Source organism: Streptomyces flavalbus (assembly GCF_042674625.1).
GTDB classification, from domain to species: domain Bacteria; phylum Actinomycetota; class Actinomycetes; order Streptomycetales; family Streptomycetaceae; genus Streptomyces; species Streptomyces flavalbus.
In genome coordinates this window covers 5,605,677-5,624,173 of sequence record NZ_JBHTEB010000001.1, presented here as the reverse complement: position 1 = coordinate 5,624,173, position 18,497 = coordinate 5,605,677, and the positions used below count along the sequence as shown (strand labels likewise).

Here is an 18,497-nt window from a genome sequence, read left to right as displayed (position 1 = left end):
ACCGGGGCCGCCCGACCCCGCGCCGTCGCCCGTCCCCCCACCGGCGCAGCGACGATGGACTCCCAGACCTCACAGTCATCCCAGGCACCCCAGTCACCTCACACGTTCCAGGTCGACCTGCGCGGCCTGGTGGACCTGCTCTCCCACCACCTCTACTCCAGTCCCCGGGTCTACCTGCGGGAGCTGCTCCAGAACGCCGTGGACGCCGTCACGGCCCGGCGGGCCATACAGCCCGACGCCCCGGCCCGGGTGCGGCTGGTCGCGGAGGGCGGCGCGCTGCGGGTGGAGGACTCCGGTGTCGGGCTCACCGAGGCCGATGTGCACAGCCTGCTGGCGACGATCGGCCGCAGCTCCAAGCGCGCCGACGCCGCGGATGGGCTCCAGGAGGCCCGCGCCGACTTCCTCGGGCAGTTCGGCATCGGGCTGCTGGCGTGCTTCGTGGTGGCCGAGCGGATCCGCGTCGTCAGCCGCAGCGCCCGTACGCCGGACGCCCGGCCCGTGGAGTGGACGGCGACCGACGACGGCTCGTACACCGTGCGGACGCTGCCGGACGACGCCCGCCCGGAACCCGGCACCACCGTGCACCTGGTGGCGCGCGCCGGTGCCGGGGAGTGGCTCACCGAGGAGCGGGTCCTCGCCCTGGCGCGGGACTTCGGCTCACTGCTGCCGTACGACGTCCGGGTGGGCGAGGAGGCGGTCACCGACCTGCCCGCGCCCTGGGACCGCCCGTACCCCTCCCCCGCCAACCGCAGGGTGGCCCTCGCCCGGCACTGCCACGAGCTGTTCGGGTTCACCCCGCTGGACTCGATCGAGCTGGACGTGCCGCTCGCCGGTATCCGCGGCGTGGCGTACGTGCTGCCCACCGCGGTCAGCCCCGCGCAGCGGGCCAGGCACCGGGTGCACCTGAAGGGCATGTTGCTGACCGAGCGGGCCGAGCAGTTGCTGCCCGACTGGGCGTTCTTCGTGCGCTGCGTGCTGGACACGGACAGTCTGCGCCCCACCGCCTCGCGCGAGTCGCTGTACGAGGACGAGACCCTCGCCGCCGTGCGGGAGGCGCTCGGCGAGCGCATCCGCGGCTGGCTGACCGGTCTCGCCGCCGGTGACCCGGAGCGGCTGGCGGCGTTCCTGGGCGTGCACCACCTGGGCGTGAAGTCGCTCGCGCGGCACGACCGGGAGATGCTGCGCACGATGCTGCCGTGGCTGCCGTTCGAGACGACGGACGGGCGGCTGTCCCTGGAGGAGTTCGCACGGCGCCACCCGGTGGTGCACTTCACGCGGACCGTGGAGGAGTTCCGGCAGGTCGCGCCGATCGCCTCCGCGCAGGGCATCGGCGTCGTCAACGGCGGCTACACCTACGACACCGAGCTGGTGGAGGCGCTGCCCTCGGTGCGTCCGGGTACGGCGGTGACGGAGCTGGACGCCGACACCGTGACCGCGCACCTGGACGCCGTGGACCCGGCGGAGGAGCTGGCCCTGTCCGGCTTCCTGGCCGCCGCGCGGGCCGCCCTCGACCCGCTGGGCTGCGATGTCGTCCTGCGCGCCTTCCACCCGCTGTCGGTGCCCGCGCTGCACCTGGACGACCGGGCGGCCCGGCACGAGCAGGCGCGGGCGGCGGCCGAGGAGCAGGCGGACGACCTGTGGGCGGGCATCCTGGGCTCGCTGCGCGGCAGCGCCCCGCGCGCGCGGCTGGTGCTCAACCACCTCAACCCGCTGGTCCGCAGGATCAGCTCGCTCAGCGACCGGGAACTGGTCGGCACCGCCACGGAGTCCCTGTACGGGCAGGCCCTGCTGATGGCGCAGCGCCCGCTCAGGCCCGCCGACTCGGCGCTGCTGAACCGCGCCTTCATCGGCCTGCTTGAGTGGGCCACCCACAGCGACTCTGACTCCACGGGGGGCGGTCAGGCATGAGTGAGATCACGGACTTCGACGCGCTGCGCAGGGCGATGGCGGAGAACTCCGAGCAGCCGGAGGGACCGGCCCGCAACGCGCGCGCGGAGCAACTGCTCGGCGAGGCCGAGAAGCTGGGCGTCCCGCTGGCGGTGATCGAGGCGCTCGGGCACCAGTTGCAGGTCTACAACTACAGCTCCGAGAAGGACAAGATGTTCGTCCCCTTCGCGCGGCTGCTGCGCATGTGGGACGAGAGCCCCGAGGACTTCGACGAGTACGAGACGCATTCCCTGCACTGGGTCTTCAAGTGGATGACGGCGGGCATGGTGAGCCAGCCGCACATCCCGCTGGCGTCCATCGAGAAGTGGCTCGCCGAGATGGAGCACCGCTACCGGCTCGCGGGGCACTCCGAACGGGCTGTGCGGAGCGCCGAGTTCGGGGTGGCCGCCCACGTGGGCGACGTCGCCCGCGCGGAGCGCGCCTACGCGGCATGGCTGGCCGCGGACCGGGACTCCATGTCCGACTGCCACGCGTGCGAGCTGCACTCGCAGGGCTGGTGGCAGGCGGAGCGGGCCCGGGACGAGGAGGCGCTGCGGCTGTGGGCGCCGGTCCTCCAGGGCGAGTACACCTGCGCCCACGAGCCGCACGCGGCGCTGGCGTCGTCGCTGCTGCCGCTGCTGCGGCTCGGCCGTCTGGAGGAGGCGCGCGCCAACCACCTGCGGGGTTTCCGGCTGGTGCGGGCCATGGAGAGTATGCGCGAGGCGTACGCGGACCACGTGGAGTTCTGCGCGCTGACCGGCAACGAGGCGCGCGGCCTGGAGCTGCTCGCGGAGCGCCCGGCGTACTTCACCGACACCGGCAACCCGCGCAGCCGGATGGAGTTCCTGAGCGTGGTGGCCCTGCTCATGGACCGGCTGACGGAGCTTGGCCTCGCCGAGCGGCGGGTGCCGGGGCCGCCCGGCCGGGACTGGACCGCCGCCGAACTCGCCGTCCACGCGCGCGGGGAGGCCCTGGAGCTGGCGGCCCGGTTCGACCGGCGCAACGGCACGCCGTACGTGGGTGAGCAGGCACGCGCGCGGATGGACCGGCGTCCGCTGGCCGACCGGCTGCCGCTGGGGGTGCGCGCGACGCGTCCGGCGACCGTGGCCCCGGCGCCGCCGCCCGCCGCCGCGGAGCCCGCCGGAGGCGAGGTGCCCGCCCTGCTGGCGAAGGCGCGGGAGCTGTCGGAGAACCTGCGGCCGCACGCCGTCGAGGCGTGGGCGGCGCTCGCGCGGGCGGCCGAGGGCACCAAGCTGGACGCCCGTGCCCGCGCGGAGATCGCCGACCACCGGGCGATGGGCCTCGGCCCCGAGGGCGTCGGGGAGTTCGAGCGGGCCGCCGCCCTGTACGCCGAGGCGGGCGACCCGGGCGAGGCTCTGGCGGCACGCGCGCGTGGGGCGTTCGTGCGGGCCCTCGCCGGTGACGTGGACGCGGCGCTGACGGCCGTCGCGGAGCCGTACGAGGAGATCCTCGGCCTGTACGCGGAGGGCGCGACGGGGCTGCGGCAGACCGCGTCGGTGCTGATGGGCCGCGCCCGGATCCTGCTGCGGGCGGCGCACGCGCGCGGCGACGACCCGCCCGCCGTGGCGGACGCCGAGGCCGCCGCGCGGGAGGTGCTGGCCCTCGTCGACGGCTACGGCGGGGACGACGTGCGGCTCGCCGCGCGGGCCGCCGAGGCGCGCGCCATGCTGGGCGAGCTGGCGGCGCTCGGCGGGGACCCGTCCACCGCCGTGGAGCGGCTCACGCGGGCGGCGGCGGACTTCGTGGCCGCGGGCCTGCCCTGGTTCGCCGTGGAGTACGAGGCCCAGCTCGCCGCCCTCCACCAGCAGCTCGGCGCCCTCGACGGCGCGGAGCGGGCGCTGCGGTCGGCGCTGGAGCACGGCGGCCCGTACGTCGAGCCGCCCGGCCGGGCGCAGTTGCACCTGCAGTTGGCGGAGGTGCTCGGCGCCACGGGACGGCCCGGGGAGGCCGCGGAGCACGCCCTGGAGGCGGCGCACTGGGCCGACGAGGCGGGCGGCGGCCCGGCGCTCGGGGCGTGGGCGCGGCACCTGCTGGGCGGGTTCCTGCTGCGGCAGGGCCGCTGGGCGGAGGCCGCCGAGGTGCTGGAGTCGGCGCTGCCCGACCTGAGCGCCGAGACGCACGGGGACGGCGCGGTCGTGCAGACGCAGTGGTGGCTCGGGGACTGCCTGAGCGAGCTGGGCGAGCACCGCGCGGCGGCCGAGCGGCGCCTGGAAGCCGCCGAGATCGCCCGGCACTGGCCGGAGCAGCAGGACCACGCCACCCTCGCGCACCTCGCCGCCGAGTCCCTCGGGCACGCCGGGGAGACCGCCGCCGCGGACCGGGCGTACGCGCGCGCGGGCGAGCTGTGGCGTTCCCTGGGCAATGTGCACGGCCTGGTCCGCTCGCTGCGGGCCCGCGCGTGGCTGGCGCTGCGCACACCGGACGGGACGGACGGCGCGCGGGAGCTGATGGCGGACGCCCTCGGGGTGTGCGCGGCAGCGCTGGCGGACGCGGCCGACGAGGAGGCCCGGCAGCGGCTCACCGAGGAGTTGGGGCACACCCACCGCCAGTTCGGTGACCTGCTGGCCCGCTCGTCCGCCGAGGACGCGGAGGACGGCTCGATCCAGGAGGCGTTCGAGGGGGCCCTGGCGCAGATGACGCGGGCGGCGGAGGCGTTCGCCGCGCTCGGCCCGGACGCCCTGCACAGCCGCACCGGCGCCGAACTCGCCGCGGGCTGGCTGGAGGCCGACCTGGGCCGCCCGGCGGACGCGACGGCACGCGCGCGTACGGTGCTCCAGGTCTACGCCGGTGCCCCGGACGACGACGAGACGGTACGGTCCCGTCGCGCCGAGGCGGAGCAGATGCTCCAGCTCACGACGGAGCAGGGGGCGTGAGGATGGCCGTGAGGGCCCTCACTCCACCCCGATGAGCAGCAGCGCCCCCTGCCGTCCGCCCCGGTAGACCACGGTGTCGACGGCGAGGTACGCCTCCCGCACCCGGTTCTCCAGGTGCTCGGCGACGGACTCGGGGGCCTCGTCGCCGAGCACGATGGTGACCAGCTCGCCGCCCGCCGCGAGCATCCGGTCCAGGACGGTCCCGGCGGTGGCGGTGACGTCCGCGCCGATGACGGCGACGTCCCCGTCGATGAGGCCGAGGACGTCCCCGGCCTGGCAGATCCCGGCGGTGGTCCAGGACTGCCGTTCGGCGACGGTCACCTCGGCGTAGCGGGTGGCGCCCGCCGCGGAGGTCATGGACACCACGTCCTCGTCGAACCGGCGCCCCGGCTCGTGTACGGCGAGCGCGGCGATGCCCTGCACCGCGGACCGGGTCGGGATCAGCGCCACCCGGACGCCCTCCTCGCGGGCCTGCTCGGCCGCCGCGGCGGCGGTGTGGCGCAGGTCGGCGTCGTTGGGCAGCAGCACGACCTCGCGCGCGTGGGCACGTCGTACGGCCTGGAGGAGTTCCCCGCTGGCGGGCGGCTCCCCGGGCCGCGCCAGTACGGTCGTCGCCCCCGCCTCGGCGTAGAGCCCCGCCAGCCCCTCCCCCGGCACGACCGCGACCACGGCCCGCTGGGCGCGCTCGCGGGGCGTGCGTTCACCCCGCGCGGTGTGCACGTCCCCGGCGCCGAAGTGGGTGATGCGGATGCGGTAGGGCCGTCCGGCCTCGACGCCCGCCTCCACTGCGGCGCCCGCGTCGTCGACGTGCACGTGGACGTTCCACAGCCCGTCGCCGCCGACCACGACGAGCGAGTCACCGAGCGGGTCGAGCCGCTCCCGCAGCCGGGCCACGGCGTCGTCGTCGGCCTCCAGCAGGTAGATGACCTCGAAGGCGGGCCCGTCGCCGTCGGGGTCCGCCGCGCACTCCTCCTCGTCGTCGACGTCGTCGGCCACGCGCGCGTGGCCGTTCGCGGCCGCCGCACCGGCCCCCGTCACGCTCCCCGGCGCCTCCCCCGTGAACGTCTCCACCAGCGCCCCCAGCACCGCCACGAGACCCCGCCCCCCGGCGTCCACCACGCCCGCCCTGGCCAGCACGGCGAGCTGCTCAGGCGTCGCGGCGAGGGCGTCCCGCGCCCCCCGGTAGGCGGCCCGCGCGACCGTCCCGCAGTCCCCGACGGCGGCGGCGAGCGCCTCCGCGGCGTCGGCGGCGGCGGACGCGACGGTCAGGACCGTGCCCTCCACGGGGTGGGCCACCGCCTGCCGGGCCGACTCGGCGGCGTGCCGCAGCGCCTGCCGCAGCCCGTGCCCGTCGGTGTGCGGGGTGTCGTCGTCGGCGGCGAGGACCTGCGCCATGCCGCGCAGCAGTTGCGCGAGGATCGTCCCGGAGTTGCCGCGGGCACCGATCAGCGCCCCGTGCGCCATCGCCCGCGCGGCCTCCGCCACCGAGGGCTTCCCCGGCCCGGCTGCCGCCTCCGCCCTGTCCACCTCGTGGGCCGTGAACACCGCCTCCACCGCGGCGGCGGCCGACTCGACGGTCAGGTACAGGTTGGTGCCGGTGTCGCCGTCCGCGACGGGATAGACGTTGATCGCGTCGATCTCCTCGCGCGCCCGGCCCAGCGCGGCGAGCGCCAGACCGCACCAGGTACGCACCGCGAGAGCATCGAAGAACGTCTGCGGCACCTGCGCCACCTGCGCCTCCCTGAGCTGGCTGGACGTGGGACGCAGCGTAGCCCCGTCATGGTAGTTTCGTTGTACGGGCGCAGCCGTTGTATGCTGCTCCGGTTGCCCGATCCTGATCGGGCCATTCCCCCTGGCAGCGCCACTCAGATCGCCACGGTCTCCGCGAGTCCGTGATCCTGATTCCGGCCATGCCGGGATCCACCGTAAGTGCATCTGAAGTCTTTGGAGTGACCCGTGGCTGCCAACTGCGACGTCTGCGGCAAGGGGCCGGGCTTCGGCAACAACATCTCGCACTCGCACCGCCGTACGTCCCGCCGCTGGAACCCGAACATCCAGCGTGTGCGTACCGTGGTCGGCGGGACGCCGAAGCGCGTGAACGCTTGCACCTCGTGCATCAAGGCCGGCAAGGTCTCGCGCTGACGCCCAGTTAAGCGCGCGACCACCGTCGGTTCGCTGTAAGAGCCGGTCCACGGAACGTGGACCGGCTTCTTGCTGTGTTCAGCCCCGCAGCCGCCACCCGTGGTCCACCGGCCCGATCCCGCCGCCGAGCGCGAACCCGGCCGCGATCGCCCCGGTGACGTACTCCTTCGCCGCGGTGACCGCCTCCGGCACGGGCCGCCCCTTCGCCAGCTCCGCGGCGATCGCGGAGGCGAGGGTGCAGCCGGTGCCGTGGGTGTGCCGGTTGTCCAGGCGCGGGGCCCGCAGCCAGTGCTCCTCGGTGCCGTCGGTGAGCAGGTCGACGGCGTCCCCGGACAGGTGCCCGCCCTTGATCAGCGCCCACTGGGGGCCGTACGCCAGCACGGCCGCGGCGGCCTCCCGCAACTGCTCCTCCGACTCCACGCGGACGCCCGTGAGCTGTGCCACCTCGTCCAGGTTGGGCGTGGCCACGGTGGCGAGCGGCAGCAGCCTGGTGCGGACGGAGTCCAGGGCGGACGCGGCGAGCAGGGAGTCGCCGTGCTTGGAGACGCCCACCGGGTCCACGACGACGGGCGCCTCCGTGCCGCCGACGAGGTCCGCGACCGCCTCGACGAGTTCCGCCGAGGCCAGCATCCCGGTCTTGACCGCCTGTACGCCGATGTCGTCGACGACGCTGCGGTACTGGGCCCGCACCGCCTCCACCGGCAGCGGCCAGGCGCCCCGCACCCCGAGGGAGTTCTGCGCGGTCACCGCGGTGATCACGCTCATGCCGTGGGTTCCGAGCGCCAGCATCGTCTTCAGGTCGGCCTGGATTCCCGCGCCGCCGCCGGAGTCGGACCCGGCGACGGTGAGCACGCGGGGCGGGGCGGTCATGACTCGATGTCCCCGAAGTGGTCCCAGCCGCCCTTGCGGGTCCAGGGCGCCCCGTCGACGGTCACCTGGGGCAGCGCGGAGGGGTTGAGGACCTCCCCGATGACCTTCCAGCGGGCGGGCAGCTTCACGTCCGGCGGGAAGGTCGCCACGATCGCGTGGTCCTCTCCCCCGGTCAGCACCCACTGCATGGGGTCGACGCCGACGGCCTGCCCGATGTCGTTCATCTGGGAGGGGATGTCGATCGCGGCGGAGCGGACGTCGATGCGGACCTTGCTGGCCTCGGCGATGTGCCCGAGGTCCGCGATCAGCCCGTCGCTCACGTCGCACATGGCGGTGGCGCCGAGCCCGGCCGCGGCGGGGCCCGCGTGGTACGGCGGTTCGGGGCGGCGGTGCGCCTCGACGAAGGCGCGCGGGGAGCGGAAGCCGCGCGACAGCACCGCGTACCCGGCGGCGGACCAGCCCAGCCAGCCGGTCACGGCGACCAGGTCGCCGGGCTGGGCGCCCGCGCGGGTGACCGGCTCCTGGTTGCGCAGGTCACCGAGGGCGGTGATGGAGATCATGATGGTGTCGCCGCCGACGACGTCACCGCCGACCACCGAGGCGCCCGCGACCTGGCACTCGTCACGCAGCCCGTCCATCAGCTCGGTCGGCCAGGTCACCGGCAGGTCGGCGGGCACGACGAGACCGAGCAGCAGCGCGGTCGGTACGGCGCCCATGGCGGCGATGTCCGCGAGGTTCTGCGCGGCGGCCTTGCGTCCGACGTCGTAGGCCGTGGACCAGTCGCGGCGGAAGTGCCGCCCCTCCAGCAGGATGTCGGTGCTGGCGACCACCCTGCGGTCGGGCGCGGCCACCACCGCGGCGTCGTCGCCGGGACCGACCCGGACCGCGGGGGTGGTGGTGAGACGGGAGGTCAGCTCCCTGATGAGCCCGAATTCCCCCAGCTCACCAACAGTGCCCTTCATCGCCCTTTCGCCCCTTCTATACCAGTCATCCAGGTCCATCCCCATGGCGTCCGCACCCCGGCGCGCCCGTCCCGGTGTCCGCGGGTCTCCCCGCGGCGAGCGGCGACGCGATACCGTGGCGTTCCTTTTCCCCACATGATCCTCGTGGCCGCCCTGGAGGTTCCGTGGTACAGGCGTACATCCTGATCCAGACGGAGGTCGGCAAGGCGTCGACCGTCGCCGAGACGATCAGCAAGATCCCTGGGGTGATCCAGGCCGAGGACGTGACAGGACCCTACGACGTCATCGTGCGCGCCCAGTCCGACACCGTCGATGACCTGGGTCGGATGGTGGTCGCCAGGATCCAGCAGGTGGACGGCATCACCCGCACCCTGACCTGCCCGGTCGTCCATCTGTAGCCCCCGTCTACCCTTGGCCGGTGAAGTCCTTCCGTCACCGGCGCCCCAGTCTGCCCGCGCTCGCGCTGCTGATCGCCGTCGCGGGCTGCTCCTCAAGCGACGACAGCACCGCCACCGCGGTTCCCAGCCCGGACACGGAGGTCACCGAGCTGTGCCAGAACCTGGACAAGGCGCTGCCGCGCGAGGTCGCCGGTGTGGAACGCCGTGATCCCGAGCCCCGGTCCGCCCTGACGGCGGGCTGGGGAAACCCGGCGATCATACTGCGCTGCGGTGTCGTCCGGCCGCCGAAGATGACCGACCCGAAGGTGGCGCAGGGCCGTGATCCGGACGCGGTCGCGGGCGGGGTGAACGGGGTGGACTGGCTCCAGGAGGACGCGGGCGACGGGGCGTTCCGCTTCACCACGGCGAACCGGAAGGCGTACGTCGAGGTGACCGTGCCGAAGGGGCGGGACAGCGCGGCGGTGCTCGTCGGTCTCGCCGGAGCGGTGAAGAAGGCGATCCCTTCTGGGATCGCCGACTAGCCGCCGTGGGGTGGGAGCGTCAGCGCAGTCCCGTCGGGCGGCGCAGGGCCGCCTGGATCAGGCGGTCCACCAGTTCGGGGTAGCTCACGCCCGTGGCCTGCCACATCTGGGGGTACATCGAGATGGGGGTGAAGCCGGGCATCGTGTTGATCTCGTTGATGACGAACTCGCCGTCCTCGGTGAGGAAGAAGTCCGCGCGGACCAGCCCCTCGCAGGACGCCGCCTCGAACGCCTCGACGGCGAGGGCGCGCACCTCGGCGGTCTCCTCGTCGGTGAGCGGGGCGGGCACGATGCCGGGGGTGGAGTCGATGTACTTGGCCTCGAAGTCGTAGTACGCGTGCGCGTCCGGCGGCGGGATCTCCGCGGGGACGGAGGCGCGCGGGCCGTCCTCGAACTCCAGCACCCCGCACTCGATCTCGCGGCCCCGCAGCGCGGCCTCCACCAGGATCTTCGGGTCGTGCCGCTGGGCCTCCGCGATCGCCTCGTCCAGGCCGTCGAAGGAGTCCACCTTGGTGATGCCGATCGACGACCCCGCGCGCGCGGGCTTCACGAACAGCGGCCAGCCGTGCTCCCCGGCGAAGTCGGCGATCCGGCGCCGGGCGGCGGACTCGTCGCGCGCCCACTCGCGCGGGCGGATCACCAGGTAGGGGCCGACCTTGAGCCCGAAGGAGGTGAACACCCGCTTCATGTACTCCTTGTCCTGGCCGACGGCCGAGGACAGCACGCCCGAGCCCACGTACGGCACCCCGGACAGCTCAAGCAGCCCCTGGAGGGTGCCGTCCTCGCCGTAGGGTCCGTGCAGCACCGGGAAGACCACGTCGACCTCGCCGAGCGCCTTGGGCACCGAGCCCGGCTCGGTGTAGACGACCTCGCGGCTGGCCGGGTCGACGGGGAGCACCACGCCGCCCTCACCGGACTCGGCGAGTTCGTCGACGCTGGGCGTACGGCGTTCGGTGATCGCCATCCGCTCCGGTTCGTCGGCGGTGAGCGCCCAGCGGCCGTCCTGGGTGATGCCGATCGGCAGCACCTCGTAGCGGCTGCGGTCGATGGCCCGCAGGACGGCGCCGGCGGTGACCACGGAGATCCCGTGTTCGGAGCTGCGGCCACCGAACACGACGGCCACACGCGGCTTGCGGGGCTGCTGCTCGGGGCTCTGGGGGAGGTTCTCGGTGCTCATATCGGGTTGAGAGTACCCGGTGGTAGGACGCCGAGACAGCGTGCGCGGCGCTCGCGTCGCCGGGCGTCGCTCAGTGTCGTTCGGGCTTCGCGCTGCGCGACATCAGCTCCTTCACCGCGACCACGGGGGACTTGCCCTCGTGCACGATCGCGACGACCGTCTCGGTGATCGGCATGTCGACGCCGTGGCCGCGGGCCAGATCCAGCACGGACTCACAGGACTTGACGCCCTCGGCGGTCTGCCGGGTGACCGCGATGGTCTCCTCCAGGGTCATGCCCTTGCCGAGGTTGGTGCCGAAGGTGTGGTTGCGCGACAGCGGCGAGGAGCAGGTGGCCACCAGGTCACCGAGCCCGGCGAGCCCGGAGAAGGTCAGCGCGTCGGCGCCCATGGCGAGCCCGAGCCGGGTGGTCTCCGCGAGCCCGCGCGTGATGAGCGAGCCCTTGGCGTTGTCCCCGAGGCCCATGCCGTCCGCGATGCCGACGGCGAGCCCGATGACGTTCTTGACGGCGCCGCCGAGTTCACAGCCGACGACGTCGGTGTTGGTGTACGGGCGGAAGTACGGCGTGTGGCAGACGGCCTGGAGGCGCCGGGCGACCTGCTCGTCCGTGCAGGCCACGACGGCGGCGGCGGGCATCCGGGCGGCGATCTCGCGGGCCAGGTTGGGTCCGGTGACCACGGCGACCCGCTCCGGGCCGACGCCGGTGACGTCCTGGATGACCTCGCTCATCCGCATCGTGGTGCCGAGTTCGACGCCCTTCATCAGGGAGACGAGGACCGTGCCGGGCGCCAGCAGCGGCGTCCACGCGGCGAGGTTGGCGCGCAGGGTCTGCGACGGCACCGACAGCACGGTCCAGTCGGCTCCGGCGGCGGCCTCGGCCGGGTCGGTGGTCGCGCGCAGGTTCTGCGGGAGCTCCACGCCGGGGAAGTAGTCCGGGTTCGTACGGGTGGAGTTGATCGCGTCGGCGACCTCCGGGCGGCGCGCCCACAGGGTGACCTCGCACCCCGCGTCGGCGAGCACCATGCCGAACGCCGTGCCCCACGAACCCGCGCTGAACACCGCCGCCTTGACGGGCTTGCTCACTTGCCGCTCTCCCCTGTTCCGCTGCCCTGGCTGTCCCGGACGGTCCGCGCCCGGGCCTTGCGCCGCTGCTGGATGCGCACCTCGCGCGGGTCGTACACCGTCTCCGGCGCCTTCTCGCCGCGGATCTCCTCCAGCTGGCGGGTGATGGCGGCCATGATGACCTCGGTGGCCTCCTTCAGCACCTCCGCGGTCATCTCCTGGTCGTAGAAGCGGGAGAGGTCCACGGGCGGGCCCGCCAGCACGTGGGAGGTCTTGCGGGGCAGCAGGTGCGGCTTCTTGGCGTACGGCGGCAGCAGTTCGTTGACGCCCCACTGGGCGACCGGGATGACCGGGCAGCGGGTCTGGAGGGCGACGCGCGCGGCGCCGGTCTTCCCGGTCATCGGCCAGCCGTCCGGGTCGCGGGTGAGGGTGCCCTCGGGGTAGAAGGCGACGCACTCGCCGCGCTCCACGGCGTCGATGGCGGCCCGGAAGGCGCTCAGCGCGTCGGTGCTCTCGCGGTAGACGGGGATCTGTCCGGTGCCGCGCATCGCGGCCCCGACGAATCCTTTCTTGAAAAGCCCGCTCTTCGCCAGGAATCGCGGAACCCGTCCGGTGTTGTACTGGAAGTGCGCGTACGCGAAGGGGTCGACGTGGGAATTGTGGTTCACCGCGGTGATAAATCCGCCCTCGGCCGGAATGTGCTCCATTCCACGCCAGTCCCGCTTGAGCAGAACCACCAGCGGCGGTTTGCAGATCACCGCGGCGAAGCGGTACCAGAAGCCGATTCTGCGGCGGGGCACGCGAACACCTTCCTCTAGGGCCTGGGGGGCCGCACAAGTGTCGCCCCAGGCCGCCGGTCTGTCGAGAACACCGTACGCCCCGGCGCGCGGGCGCCCGTGGGGGCCGGGTGACAATGGCCGCGACAAGAGAGGGACGGAGCGCCCGTGCAGTGGACCCTGGTCATCCCCCTGAAGCCGTTGGCGCGGGCCAAGAGCAGGCTCGCGGACACCGCGGCGGACGGCGTGCGCCCGGGCCTCGCCCTCGCGTTCGCGCAGGACACGGTGGCGGCGGCGCTGGCCGCGGCGGCGGTGCGTGATGTGGCCGTCGTCACGGACGACGCGCTGGCCGGGCGGGAGCTGGCGGCGCTGGGCGCCCGGATCGTCCCCGACGAGCCCGCGGGGGGTCTCAACGCCGCGCTGGCGCACGCCGCGAGGGTGGTCCGCGGGCCGCGGGCCGACCGCGCCGTCGCCGCCGTCAACGCCGATCTCCCGGCGCTGCGCCCGGCGGAATTGGCCCGGGTCCTGGACGCCGCCGCCACATTCCCGCGCGCTTTTCTGCCCGATGCCGCCGAGGTCGGTACGACGCTGCTGGCGGCGGCCCCGGGGCAGGAATTGCGCCCGGCGTTCGGCGTGGATTCCCGGGCCAGGCACCGCGCCTCGGGGGCGGCGGAACTCCGGCTGCCGGGGGTGGATTCCGTACGCCAGGACGTGGACACCGGCGAGGATCTGCGTGCGGCGCTGGCGCTGGGAGTGGGTCCCCATACGGCGGCGGTGAGCGCGCGGCTGCTCATTCCCGGGCAGTAGGCTGGCCGTCATGCACGCCACCGCATACACGTACGACGCCGGGACGCGCAGCGGACAGGTGCTGCTCGACGACGGCACGCCCGTCCCCTTCGACGCCGCCGCGTTCGACGCGGGCGGGCTGCGGCTGCTGCGGCCCGGTCAGCGGGTGCGGATCGAGACGGAGGGCGAGGGCGAGGCCCTGCGGATCACGCTGGTGACGCTCCAGACCCTGTAGGCAGACCCTAGGCAGACCCTGTCAGCGCCGCGAAAGACCCTGTCAGCGCCGCGAACAGGCCGCGGGCCGGGCTCCCGAGGGAGTCCGGCCCGGCGCGTGAGTGCCCTGTGCCCGTGCCCGTCACTTCTTGCGGGCGGTGGCCTTCTTGGCGGTGGTCTTGCGGGCCGTCGACTTCTTGGCGGGCGCCTTCTTGGCGGTCGCCTTCTTCGCCGGGGCCTTCTTGGCGGTGGTCTTCTTCGCGGCGGTGGTCTTGGCGGTGGCCGTGGTCTTCTTGGCCGGGGCCTTCTTCGCCGTCGTCGCCTTCTTCGCCGCCGCCGTGGTGGTCTTCTTGGCGGGCGCCTTCTTGGCCGTGGCCTTCTTCGCCGCGGCGGCCTTGGTGGTCTTCTTCGCGGCGGCCTTCTTGACCGTCGCGGAAGCACCGCCGGTCAGGCTGCCCTTCGGCGCCTTCTTGACGGCGATGTCACCCTTCGGGAGCTTCTTCGACCCGCTGACCAGGTCCTTGAACCCCTGGCCCGCGCGGAACCTCGGCACCGAGGTCTTCTTGACCCGAACCCGCTCCCCCGTCTGGGGATTGCGGGCGTAACGGGCCGGACGGTCCACCTTCTCGAAGGAACCGAAGCCGGTGACCGAGACCCGGTCACCCGCGACGACCGCGCGGACGATGGCGTCCAGTACCGCGTCGACAGCATCGGCGGCCTGCTGGCGGCCACCCATCTTGTCGGCAATCGCTTCTACGAGCTGCGCCTTGTTCACGTCTTCCCCTTCGGAGACATCGCCAGAACGAAACTGTTCAAGCTTTTTCGCACGTTAGGCAGATATATACCGCAAATCAAACACGAAACGGGCTAATCACCCTTGTGCCGCAACCGACTCGGTCGTTCCGGACTTGTTCAGCCGTCCTCTTCGGGGAATCGCCCCGCGTCGAGGTCCGCGTTGAACCGCTCCAGACGCCTTGTCGCGCCGGCGAGATCGTGCTTGGCCGCGGCCGTAATGACCAGCAGCTTCCGGGTCAGCGCCATCCGTACGCCCTCCGGGACTTGCAGTGCGCGCACCCTTGCGTGCGCTTCCTTGAGTTGGCTCGCGACCGCCGCATACAGCTTGAGTTGGCCGTCGTGTTCCATGCACAGATTGTGCCATCTGGGGCGAGTTGTCGCCTGCTCGGGGTGCAACTGCCGCCTCAACGGGCCCTCCCGAGCGGCGCGGCGGCCTTCGGGTCAGACCACACGTACCCCGTCAACACCCGCTCTAACGTGGGACGTTGCGCACCACCGACCGGGCGGGCGGGGCGAGACGGGCCCAGACATAGCTGTACCCCCGATCGGACCGATCGGGGGTACAGCGTAGATCTCCGGTGGCCGAAACTCGACCTTGCGGAACCGTGGATTCACCCGGCCCGCGCGCCGGTGGCTCAGACCTGGACGGTCCGCGGCTTGTAGGCGGGGCGCTCCGCCTCGTACGCGGCGATGTCCGCCTCGTTCTGGAGGGTGATGGAGATGTCGTCCAGCCCGTTCAGCAGCCGCCAGCGGGAGTTCTCGTCCAGCTCGAAGGAGGCGGTGACGCCCTCGGCGCGCACCTCACGGCTCTCCAGGTCGACGGTGATCTCGGCCTGCGGGTCGCGCTCGGTCAGCTCCCACAGCGCGTCCACGACCTTCTGCTCCAGGACGACCGTGAGCAGGCCGTTCTTCAGCGAGTTACCGCGGAAGATATCGGCGAAGCGGGAGGAGATGACCGTCTTGAAGCCGTAGTTCTGGAGCGCCCAGACGGCGTGCTCACGCGAGGAGCCGGTGCCGAAGTCGGGCCCGGCGACCAGCACCGTGGCGCCCTGCCGCTCGGGGCGGTTGAGCACGAACTCGGGGTCCTTGCGCCACGCCTCGAACAGCCCGTCCTCGAAGCCGTCCCGCGTGACCTTCTTGAGCCAGTGGGCGGGGATGATCTGGTCGGTGTCGACGTTGCTGCGGCGCAGCGGAACGGCCCGGCCGGTGTGGGTGGTGAAGGCTTCCATGGTTGATCAGACTCCAGCGGGCGTACGGTCGGCGGCGTCGGACAGGTCGGCCGGGGAGGCGAGGTGGCCGAGGACCGCGGTGGCCGCCGCGACCTGCGGCGACACCAGGTGGGTACGGCCGCCCTTGCCCTGCCGTCCCTCGAAGTTGCGGTTGGAGGTGGACGCCGAGCGCTCACCGGGGGCGAGCTGGTCGGGGTTCATGCCCAGGCACATCGAGCAGCCCGCGTGCCGCCACTCGGCCCCGGCCTCCTTGAAGACCACGTCCAGACCCTCGGAGACGGCCTGCAGACCGACCCGCGCGGAGCCCGGCACGACCAGCATCCGTACGCCGTCGGCGACTTTGCGGCCCTTGAGGATCTCCGCCGCGGAGCGCAGGTCCTCGATGCGGCCGTTGGTGCAGGAACCTACGAAGACGGTGTCCACACCGATCGACCGCAGCGGCTGCCCGGCGGTCAACCCCATGTACTCCAGCGCCTTTTCGGCGGCCAGGCGCTCCGAGGCGTCCTCGTACGAAGCCGGGTCGGGGACGGCGGCCGAAAGCGGTGCGCCCTGGCCGGGGTTGGTGCCCCAGGTGACGAACGGCGACAGCGCGGCGGCGTCGATGACCACCTCGGCGTCGAAGACGGCGTCGTCGTCGGTGCGCAGCGTGCGCCAGTACTCCACGGCGGCGTCCCAGTCGGCGCCCTCGGGGGCGTGCGGGCGGCCCTTGAGGTAGGCGAACGTGGTGTCGTCGGGGGCGATCATGCCCGCGCGGGCACCGGCCTCGATGGACATGTTGCAGATGGTCATCCGCGCTTCCATCGACAGCTTCTCGATGGCCGGGCCGCGGTACTCCAGGACGTAGCCCTGGCCGCCGCCGGTGCCGATCTTCGCGATGATCGCCAGGATCAGGTCCTTGGCGGTGACGCCCTCGGGCAGCTCGCCCTCGACGGTGATGGCCATGGTCTTCGGGCGGGCCATCGGCAGCGTCTGGGTGGCCAGCACGTGCTCGACCTGCGAGGTGCCGATGCCGAACGCCAGCGCGCCGAACGCACCGTGCGTGGAGGTGTGCGAGTCGCCGCAGACCACGGTGGTGCCGGGCTGGGTCAGCCCGAGCTGCGGGCCGACGACGTGCACGACGCCCTGCTCGACGTCGCCGAGCGGGTGCAGGCGCACCCCGAAGTCGGCGCAGTTCTTGCGCAGCGTCTCCAGCTGCACCCGCGAGACCGGGTCGGCGATCGGCTTGTCGATGTCGAGGGTGGGGGTGTTGTGGTCCTCGGTGGCGATGGTCAGGTCCAGGCGACGCACCGTCCGGCCGCTCTTGCGGAGCCCGTCGAACGCCTGCGGGCTGGTCACCTCGTGCAGCAGGTGCAGATCGATGTAGAGGAGGTCGGGCTCGCCCTCGGCGCGCCGGACGACATGGTCGTCCCAGACCTTCTCCGCGAGTGTCCTACCCATCGCTTTCCCTCCGGTCGGCATGGTGCGCCGACCCAACTAGAGACTGTGAGGAGGCGGGCCCGTGCCCCTGTTCCGGGCATCCGCCGCCGAGCCCGCCGCTGGGCGGGCCGCTGTGTCTTCCAGAGTGGCGCGTTCCACGGAAAATTGAACTTGCGTTTCACAGAGTGAGACGCGAATATCGTTGCATGGACAACAGTAGCGGCGTCGGCGTTCTGGACAAGGCGGCCCTCGTCCTGAGCGCTCTGGAGTCCGGTCCGGCCACCCTCGCGGGTCTGGTCGGGGCCACCGGACTGGCACGACCCACGGCCCACCGCCTGGCCGTGGCGCTGGAACACCACCGTATGGTGGCGCGCGACATGCAGGGCCGTTTCATCCTCGGCCCGCGCCTGGCCGAACTCGCGGCGGCGGCGGGCGAGGACCGCCTGCTGGCGACCGCGGGCCCGGTGCTCACCCACCTCCGCGACGTCACGGGCGAGAGCGCGCAGCTCTACCGCCGCCAGGGCGACATGCGCATCTGCGTCGCGGCGGCGGAGCGGCTGTCCGGCCTGCGGGACACCGTCCCGGTCGGCTCCACGCTCACCATGAAGGCGGGCTCCTCCGCCCAGATCCTGCTGGCCTGGGAGGAGCCGGAGCGGCTGCACCGCGGCCTCCAGGGCGCCCGCTTCACGGCCACGGCCCTGTCCGGGGTACGGCGCCGGGGCTGGGCGCAGTCGATCGGCGAGCGCGAGCCGGGCGTCGCGTCCGTCTCCGCGCCGGTGCGCGGCCCGTCGAACCGGGTGGTGGCCGCCGTCTCGGTCTCCGGTCCCATCGAGCGCCTCACCCGGCACCCCGGCCGGATGCACGCCCAGGCGGTCATCGACGCCGCGGGCCGGCTCTCGGAGGCGCTGCGCCGCACGGGCTGAAACCTTCAGTCACCCTCCGTCCGGAGAGCACCGGCCCCAACGCCGCGGCAGGTGCTCCCCGACGGAGCCGCACTCCGGGGGCGCACACGACGAAGGGGCCCCGCCGAAGCGTGGGCCCCTTGTGACACGTACCCCCGACCGGATTCGAACCGGCGCTACCGCCTTGAGAGGGCGGCGTGCTAGGCCGCTACACAACGGGGGCGTGGACTCTGCGTTTCCGCAGGTCCGAGCTGGTCTACCTGGACTCGAACCAAGACTAACTGAACCAGAATCAGTCGTGCTGCCAATTACACCATAGACCAATGTGGTTTAGACCAGTCAGTACCCCCGACCGGATTCGAACCGGCGCTACCGCCTTGAGAGGGCGGCGTGCTAGGCCGCTACACAACGGGGGCCCTAGCGATCACCA

General features: G+C 73.1%; 18 protein-coding genes and 3 tRNA genes. 8 read left to right on the top strand and 13 right to left on the bottom strand.

The window, feature by feature from the left end:
- The first annotated feature begins 54 nt into the window (after nucleotides 1–54).
- Both ACFQZ6_RS25385 and ACFQZ6_RS25380 read left to right on the top strand, forming a co-directional pair.
- Nucleotides 55–1,908 carry an HSP90 family protein gene (locus ACFQZ6_RS25385; RefSeq protein ID WP_381612928.1) on the top strand — a complete coding sequence of 618 codons (1,854 nt, stop codon included), beginning with the start codon at nucleotides 55–57 and terminating at the stop codon, nucleotides 1,906–1,908.
- Nucleotides 1,905–4,820 (top strand): tetratricopeptide repeat protein, encoded by a 2,916-nt coding sequence (locus ACFQZ6_RS25380; protein WP_381612926.1) that lies wholly within the window; start codon nucleotides 1,905–1,907, stop codon nucleotides 4,818–4,820. The genes ACFQZ6_RS25385 and ACFQZ6_RS25380 overlap by 4 nt, the downstream gene beginning before the upstream one ends.
- 18 nt (nucleotides 4,821–4,838) lie before the next feature.
- Here the strand turns inward: ACFQZ6_RS25380 and ACFQZ6_RS25375 are convergent, their stop codons facing one another.
- Entirely contained in the window at nucleotides 4,839–6,551 is a 1,713-nt protein-coding gene (locus ACFQZ6_RS25375; protein ID WP_381612923.1) for a DAK2 domain-containing protein, read from the bottom strand.
- A 225-nt stretch (nucleotides 6,552–6,776) separates the two neighbouring features.
- Between ACFQZ6_RS25375 and rpmB the strand changes: the two genes are divergently transcribed.
- On the top strand, nucleotides 6,777–6,962 hold the full coding sequence (gene rpmB, locus ACFQZ6_RS25370) for a 50S ribosomal protein L28 (RefSeq protein WP_003993230.1): 186 nt from the start codon (nucleotides 6,777–6,779) through the stop codon (nucleotides 6,960–6,962).
- Between the two features lie 78 nt (nucleotides 6,963–7,040).
- Here the strand turns inward: rpmB and thiD are convergent, their stop codons facing one another.
- Together thiD and ACFQZ6_RS25360 are read right to left on the bottom strand one after the other, a co-directional pair.
- On the bottom strand, nucleotides 7,041–7,832 hold the full coding sequence (gene thiD, locus ACFQZ6_RS25365) for a bifunctional hydroxymethylpyrimidine kinase/phosphomethylpyrimidine kinase (protein ID WP_381612920.1): 792 nt from the start codon (nucleotides 7,830–7,832) through the stop codon (nucleotides 7,041–7,043).
- The gene (locus ACFQZ6_RS25360) at nucleotides 7,829–8,794 is read right to left on the bottom strand and encodes a thiamine-phosphate kinase (RefSeq protein ID WP_381612917.1); all 966 of its coding nucleotides are present in this window, start codon (nucleotides 8,792–8,794) and stop codon (nucleotides 7,829–7,831) included. Before ACFQZ6_RS25360 ends, thiD begins: the two co-directional genes overlap by 4 nt.
- A gap of 164 nt (nucleotides 8,795–8,958) precedes the next feature.
- Between ACFQZ6_RS25360 and ACFQZ6_RS25355 the strand changes: the two genes are divergently transcribed.
- Nucleotides 8,959–9,192 carry an Lrp/AsnC family transcriptional regulator gene (locus ACFQZ6_RS25355; RefSeq protein ID WP_381612914.1) on the top strand — a complete coding sequence of 78 codons (234 nt, stop codon included), beginning with the start codon at nucleotides 8,959–8,961 and terminating at the stop codon, nucleotides 9,190–9,192.
- Between the two features lie 20 nt (nucleotides 9,193–9,212).
- The gene (locus ACFQZ6_RS25350) at nucleotides 9,213–9,713 is read left to right on the top strand and encodes a DUF3515 domain-containing protein (protein WP_381612911.1); all 501 of its coding nucleotides are present in this window, start codon (nucleotides 9,213–9,215) and stop codon (nucleotides 9,711–9,713) included.
- Between the two features lie 19 nt (nucleotides 9,714–9,732).
- On the opposite strand, the gene ACFQZ6_RS25345 is transcribed toward ACFQZ6_RS25350, so the two are convergent.
- The 3 genes from ACFQZ6_RS25345 to ACFQZ6_RS25335 all read right to left on the bottom strand — a co-directional run bounded on the left by ACFQZ6_RS25345 (nucleotide 9,733) and on the right by ACFQZ6_RS25335 (nucleotide 12,750).
- Nucleotides 9,733–10,890, bottom strand: a complete 1,158-nt coding sequence (locus tag ACFQZ6_RS25345; protein WP_381612908.1) for a D-alanine--D-alanine ligase family protein — start codon at nucleotides 10,888–10,890, stop codon at nucleotides 9,733–9,735.
- A gap of 70 nt (nucleotides 10,891–10,960) precedes the next feature.
- The gene (locus tag ACFQZ6_RS25340; protein ID WP_381612905.1) at nucleotides 10,961–11,971 is read right to left on the bottom strand and encodes an NAD(P)H-dependent glycerol-3-phosphate dehydrogenase; all 1,011 of its coding nucleotides are present in this window, start codon (nucleotides 11,969–11,971) and stop codon (nucleotides 10,961–10,963) included.
- On the bottom strand, nucleotides 11,968–12,750 hold the full coding sequence (locus tag ACFQZ6_RS25335) for a lysophospholipid acyltransferase family protein (RefSeq protein WP_381612902.1): 783 nt from the start codon (nucleotides 12,748–12,750) through the stop codon (nucleotides 11,968–11,970). The genes ACFQZ6_RS25340 and ACFQZ6_RS25335 overlap by 4 nt, the downstream gene beginning before the upstream one ends.
- Nucleotides 12,751–12,894: 144 nt before the next feature.
- On the opposite strand from ACFQZ6_RS25335, the gene cofC reads away from it, so the two are divergent.
- Both cofC and ACFQZ6_RS25325 read left to right on the top strand, forming a co-directional pair.
- Nucleotides 12,895–13,533, top strand: a complete 639-nt coding sequence (cofC, locus tag ACFQZ6_RS25330; RefSeq protein WP_381612899.1) for a 2-phospho-L-lactate guanylyltransferase — start codon at nucleotides 12,895–12,897, stop codon at nucleotides 13,531–13,533.
- A 10-nt stretch (nucleotides 13,534–13,543) separates the two neighbouring features.
- Nucleotides 13,544–13,747 carry a hypothetical protein gene (locus ACFQZ6_RS25325; protein ID WP_381612896.1) on the top strand — a complete coding sequence of 68 codons (204 nt, stop codon included), beginning with the start codon at nucleotides 13,544–13,546 and terminating at the stop codon, nucleotides 13,745–13,747.
- A 120-nt stretch (nucleotides 13,748–13,867) separates the two neighbouring features.
- Here ACFQZ6_RS25325 and ACFQZ6_RS25320 read toward each other — a convergent pair whose 3' ends face one another.
- The 4 genes from ACFQZ6_RS25320 to leuC all read right to left on the bottom strand — a co-directional run bounded on the left by ACFQZ6_RS25320 (nucleotide 13,868) and on the right by leuC (nucleotide 17,186).
- The gene (locus ACFQZ6_RS25320) at nucleotides 13,868–14,500 is read right to left on the bottom strand and encodes an HU family DNA-binding protein (RefSeq protein ID WP_381612893.1); all 633 of its coding nucleotides are present in this window, start codon (nucleotides 14,498–14,500) and stop codon (nucleotides 13,868–13,870) included.
- 137 nt (nucleotides 14,501–14,637) lie between these two features.
- Nucleotides 14,638–14,868 carry an SCO5555 family protein gene (locus ACFQZ6_RS25315; RefSeq protein WP_381612890.1) on the bottom strand — a complete coding sequence of 77 codons (231 nt, stop codon included), beginning with the start codon at nucleotides 14,866–14,868 and terminating at the stop codon, nucleotides 14,638–14,640.
- Between the two features lie 287 nt (nucleotides 14,869–15,155).
- A complete protein-coding gene (gene leuD, locus ACFQZ6_RS25310; protein WP_381612887.1) occupies nucleotides 15,156–15,749 on the bottom strand; it encodes a 3-isopropylmalate dehydratase small subunit in 594 nt (197 codons plus the stop codon).
- 6 nt (nucleotides 15,750–15,755) lie between these two features.
- A complete protein-coding gene (leuC, locus tag ACFQZ6_RS25305) occupies nucleotides 15,756–17,186 on the bottom strand; it encodes a 3-isopropylmalate dehydratase large subunit (RefSeq protein ID WP_381612884.1) in 1,431 nt (476 codons plus the stop codon).
- A gap of 185 nt (nucleotides 17,187–17,371) precedes the next feature.
- On the opposite strand from leuC, the gene ndgR reads away from it, so the two are divergent.
- Nucleotides 17,372–18,088 (top strand): IclR family transcriptional regulator NdgR, encoded by a 717-nt coding sequence (gene ndgR / locus ACFQZ6_RS25300; protein WP_010044585.1) that lies wholly within the window; start codon nucleotides 17,372–17,374, stop codon nucleotides 18,086–18,088.
- A gap of 129 nt (nucleotides 18,089–18,217) precedes the next feature.
- Here ndgR and ACFQZ6_RS25295 read toward each other — a convergent pair.
- From ACFQZ6_RS25295 to ACFQZ6_RS25285, 3 genes are all read right to left on the bottom strand, one after another.
- Nucleotides 18,218–18,290: transfer RNA gene (locus ACFQZ6_RS25295), tRNA-Glu, on the bottom strand.
- A 28-nt stretch (nucleotides 18,291–18,318) separates the two neighbouring features.
- A tRNA-Gln gene (locus ACFQZ6_RS25290) sits at nucleotides 18,319–18,390 on the bottom strand.
- A 20-nt stretch (nucleotides 18,391–18,410) separates the two neighbouring features.
- Nucleotides 18,411–18,483, bottom strand: a tRNA-Glu gene (locus tag ACFQZ6_RS25285).
- Nucleotides 18,484–18,497 lie beyond the last annotated feature (14 nt).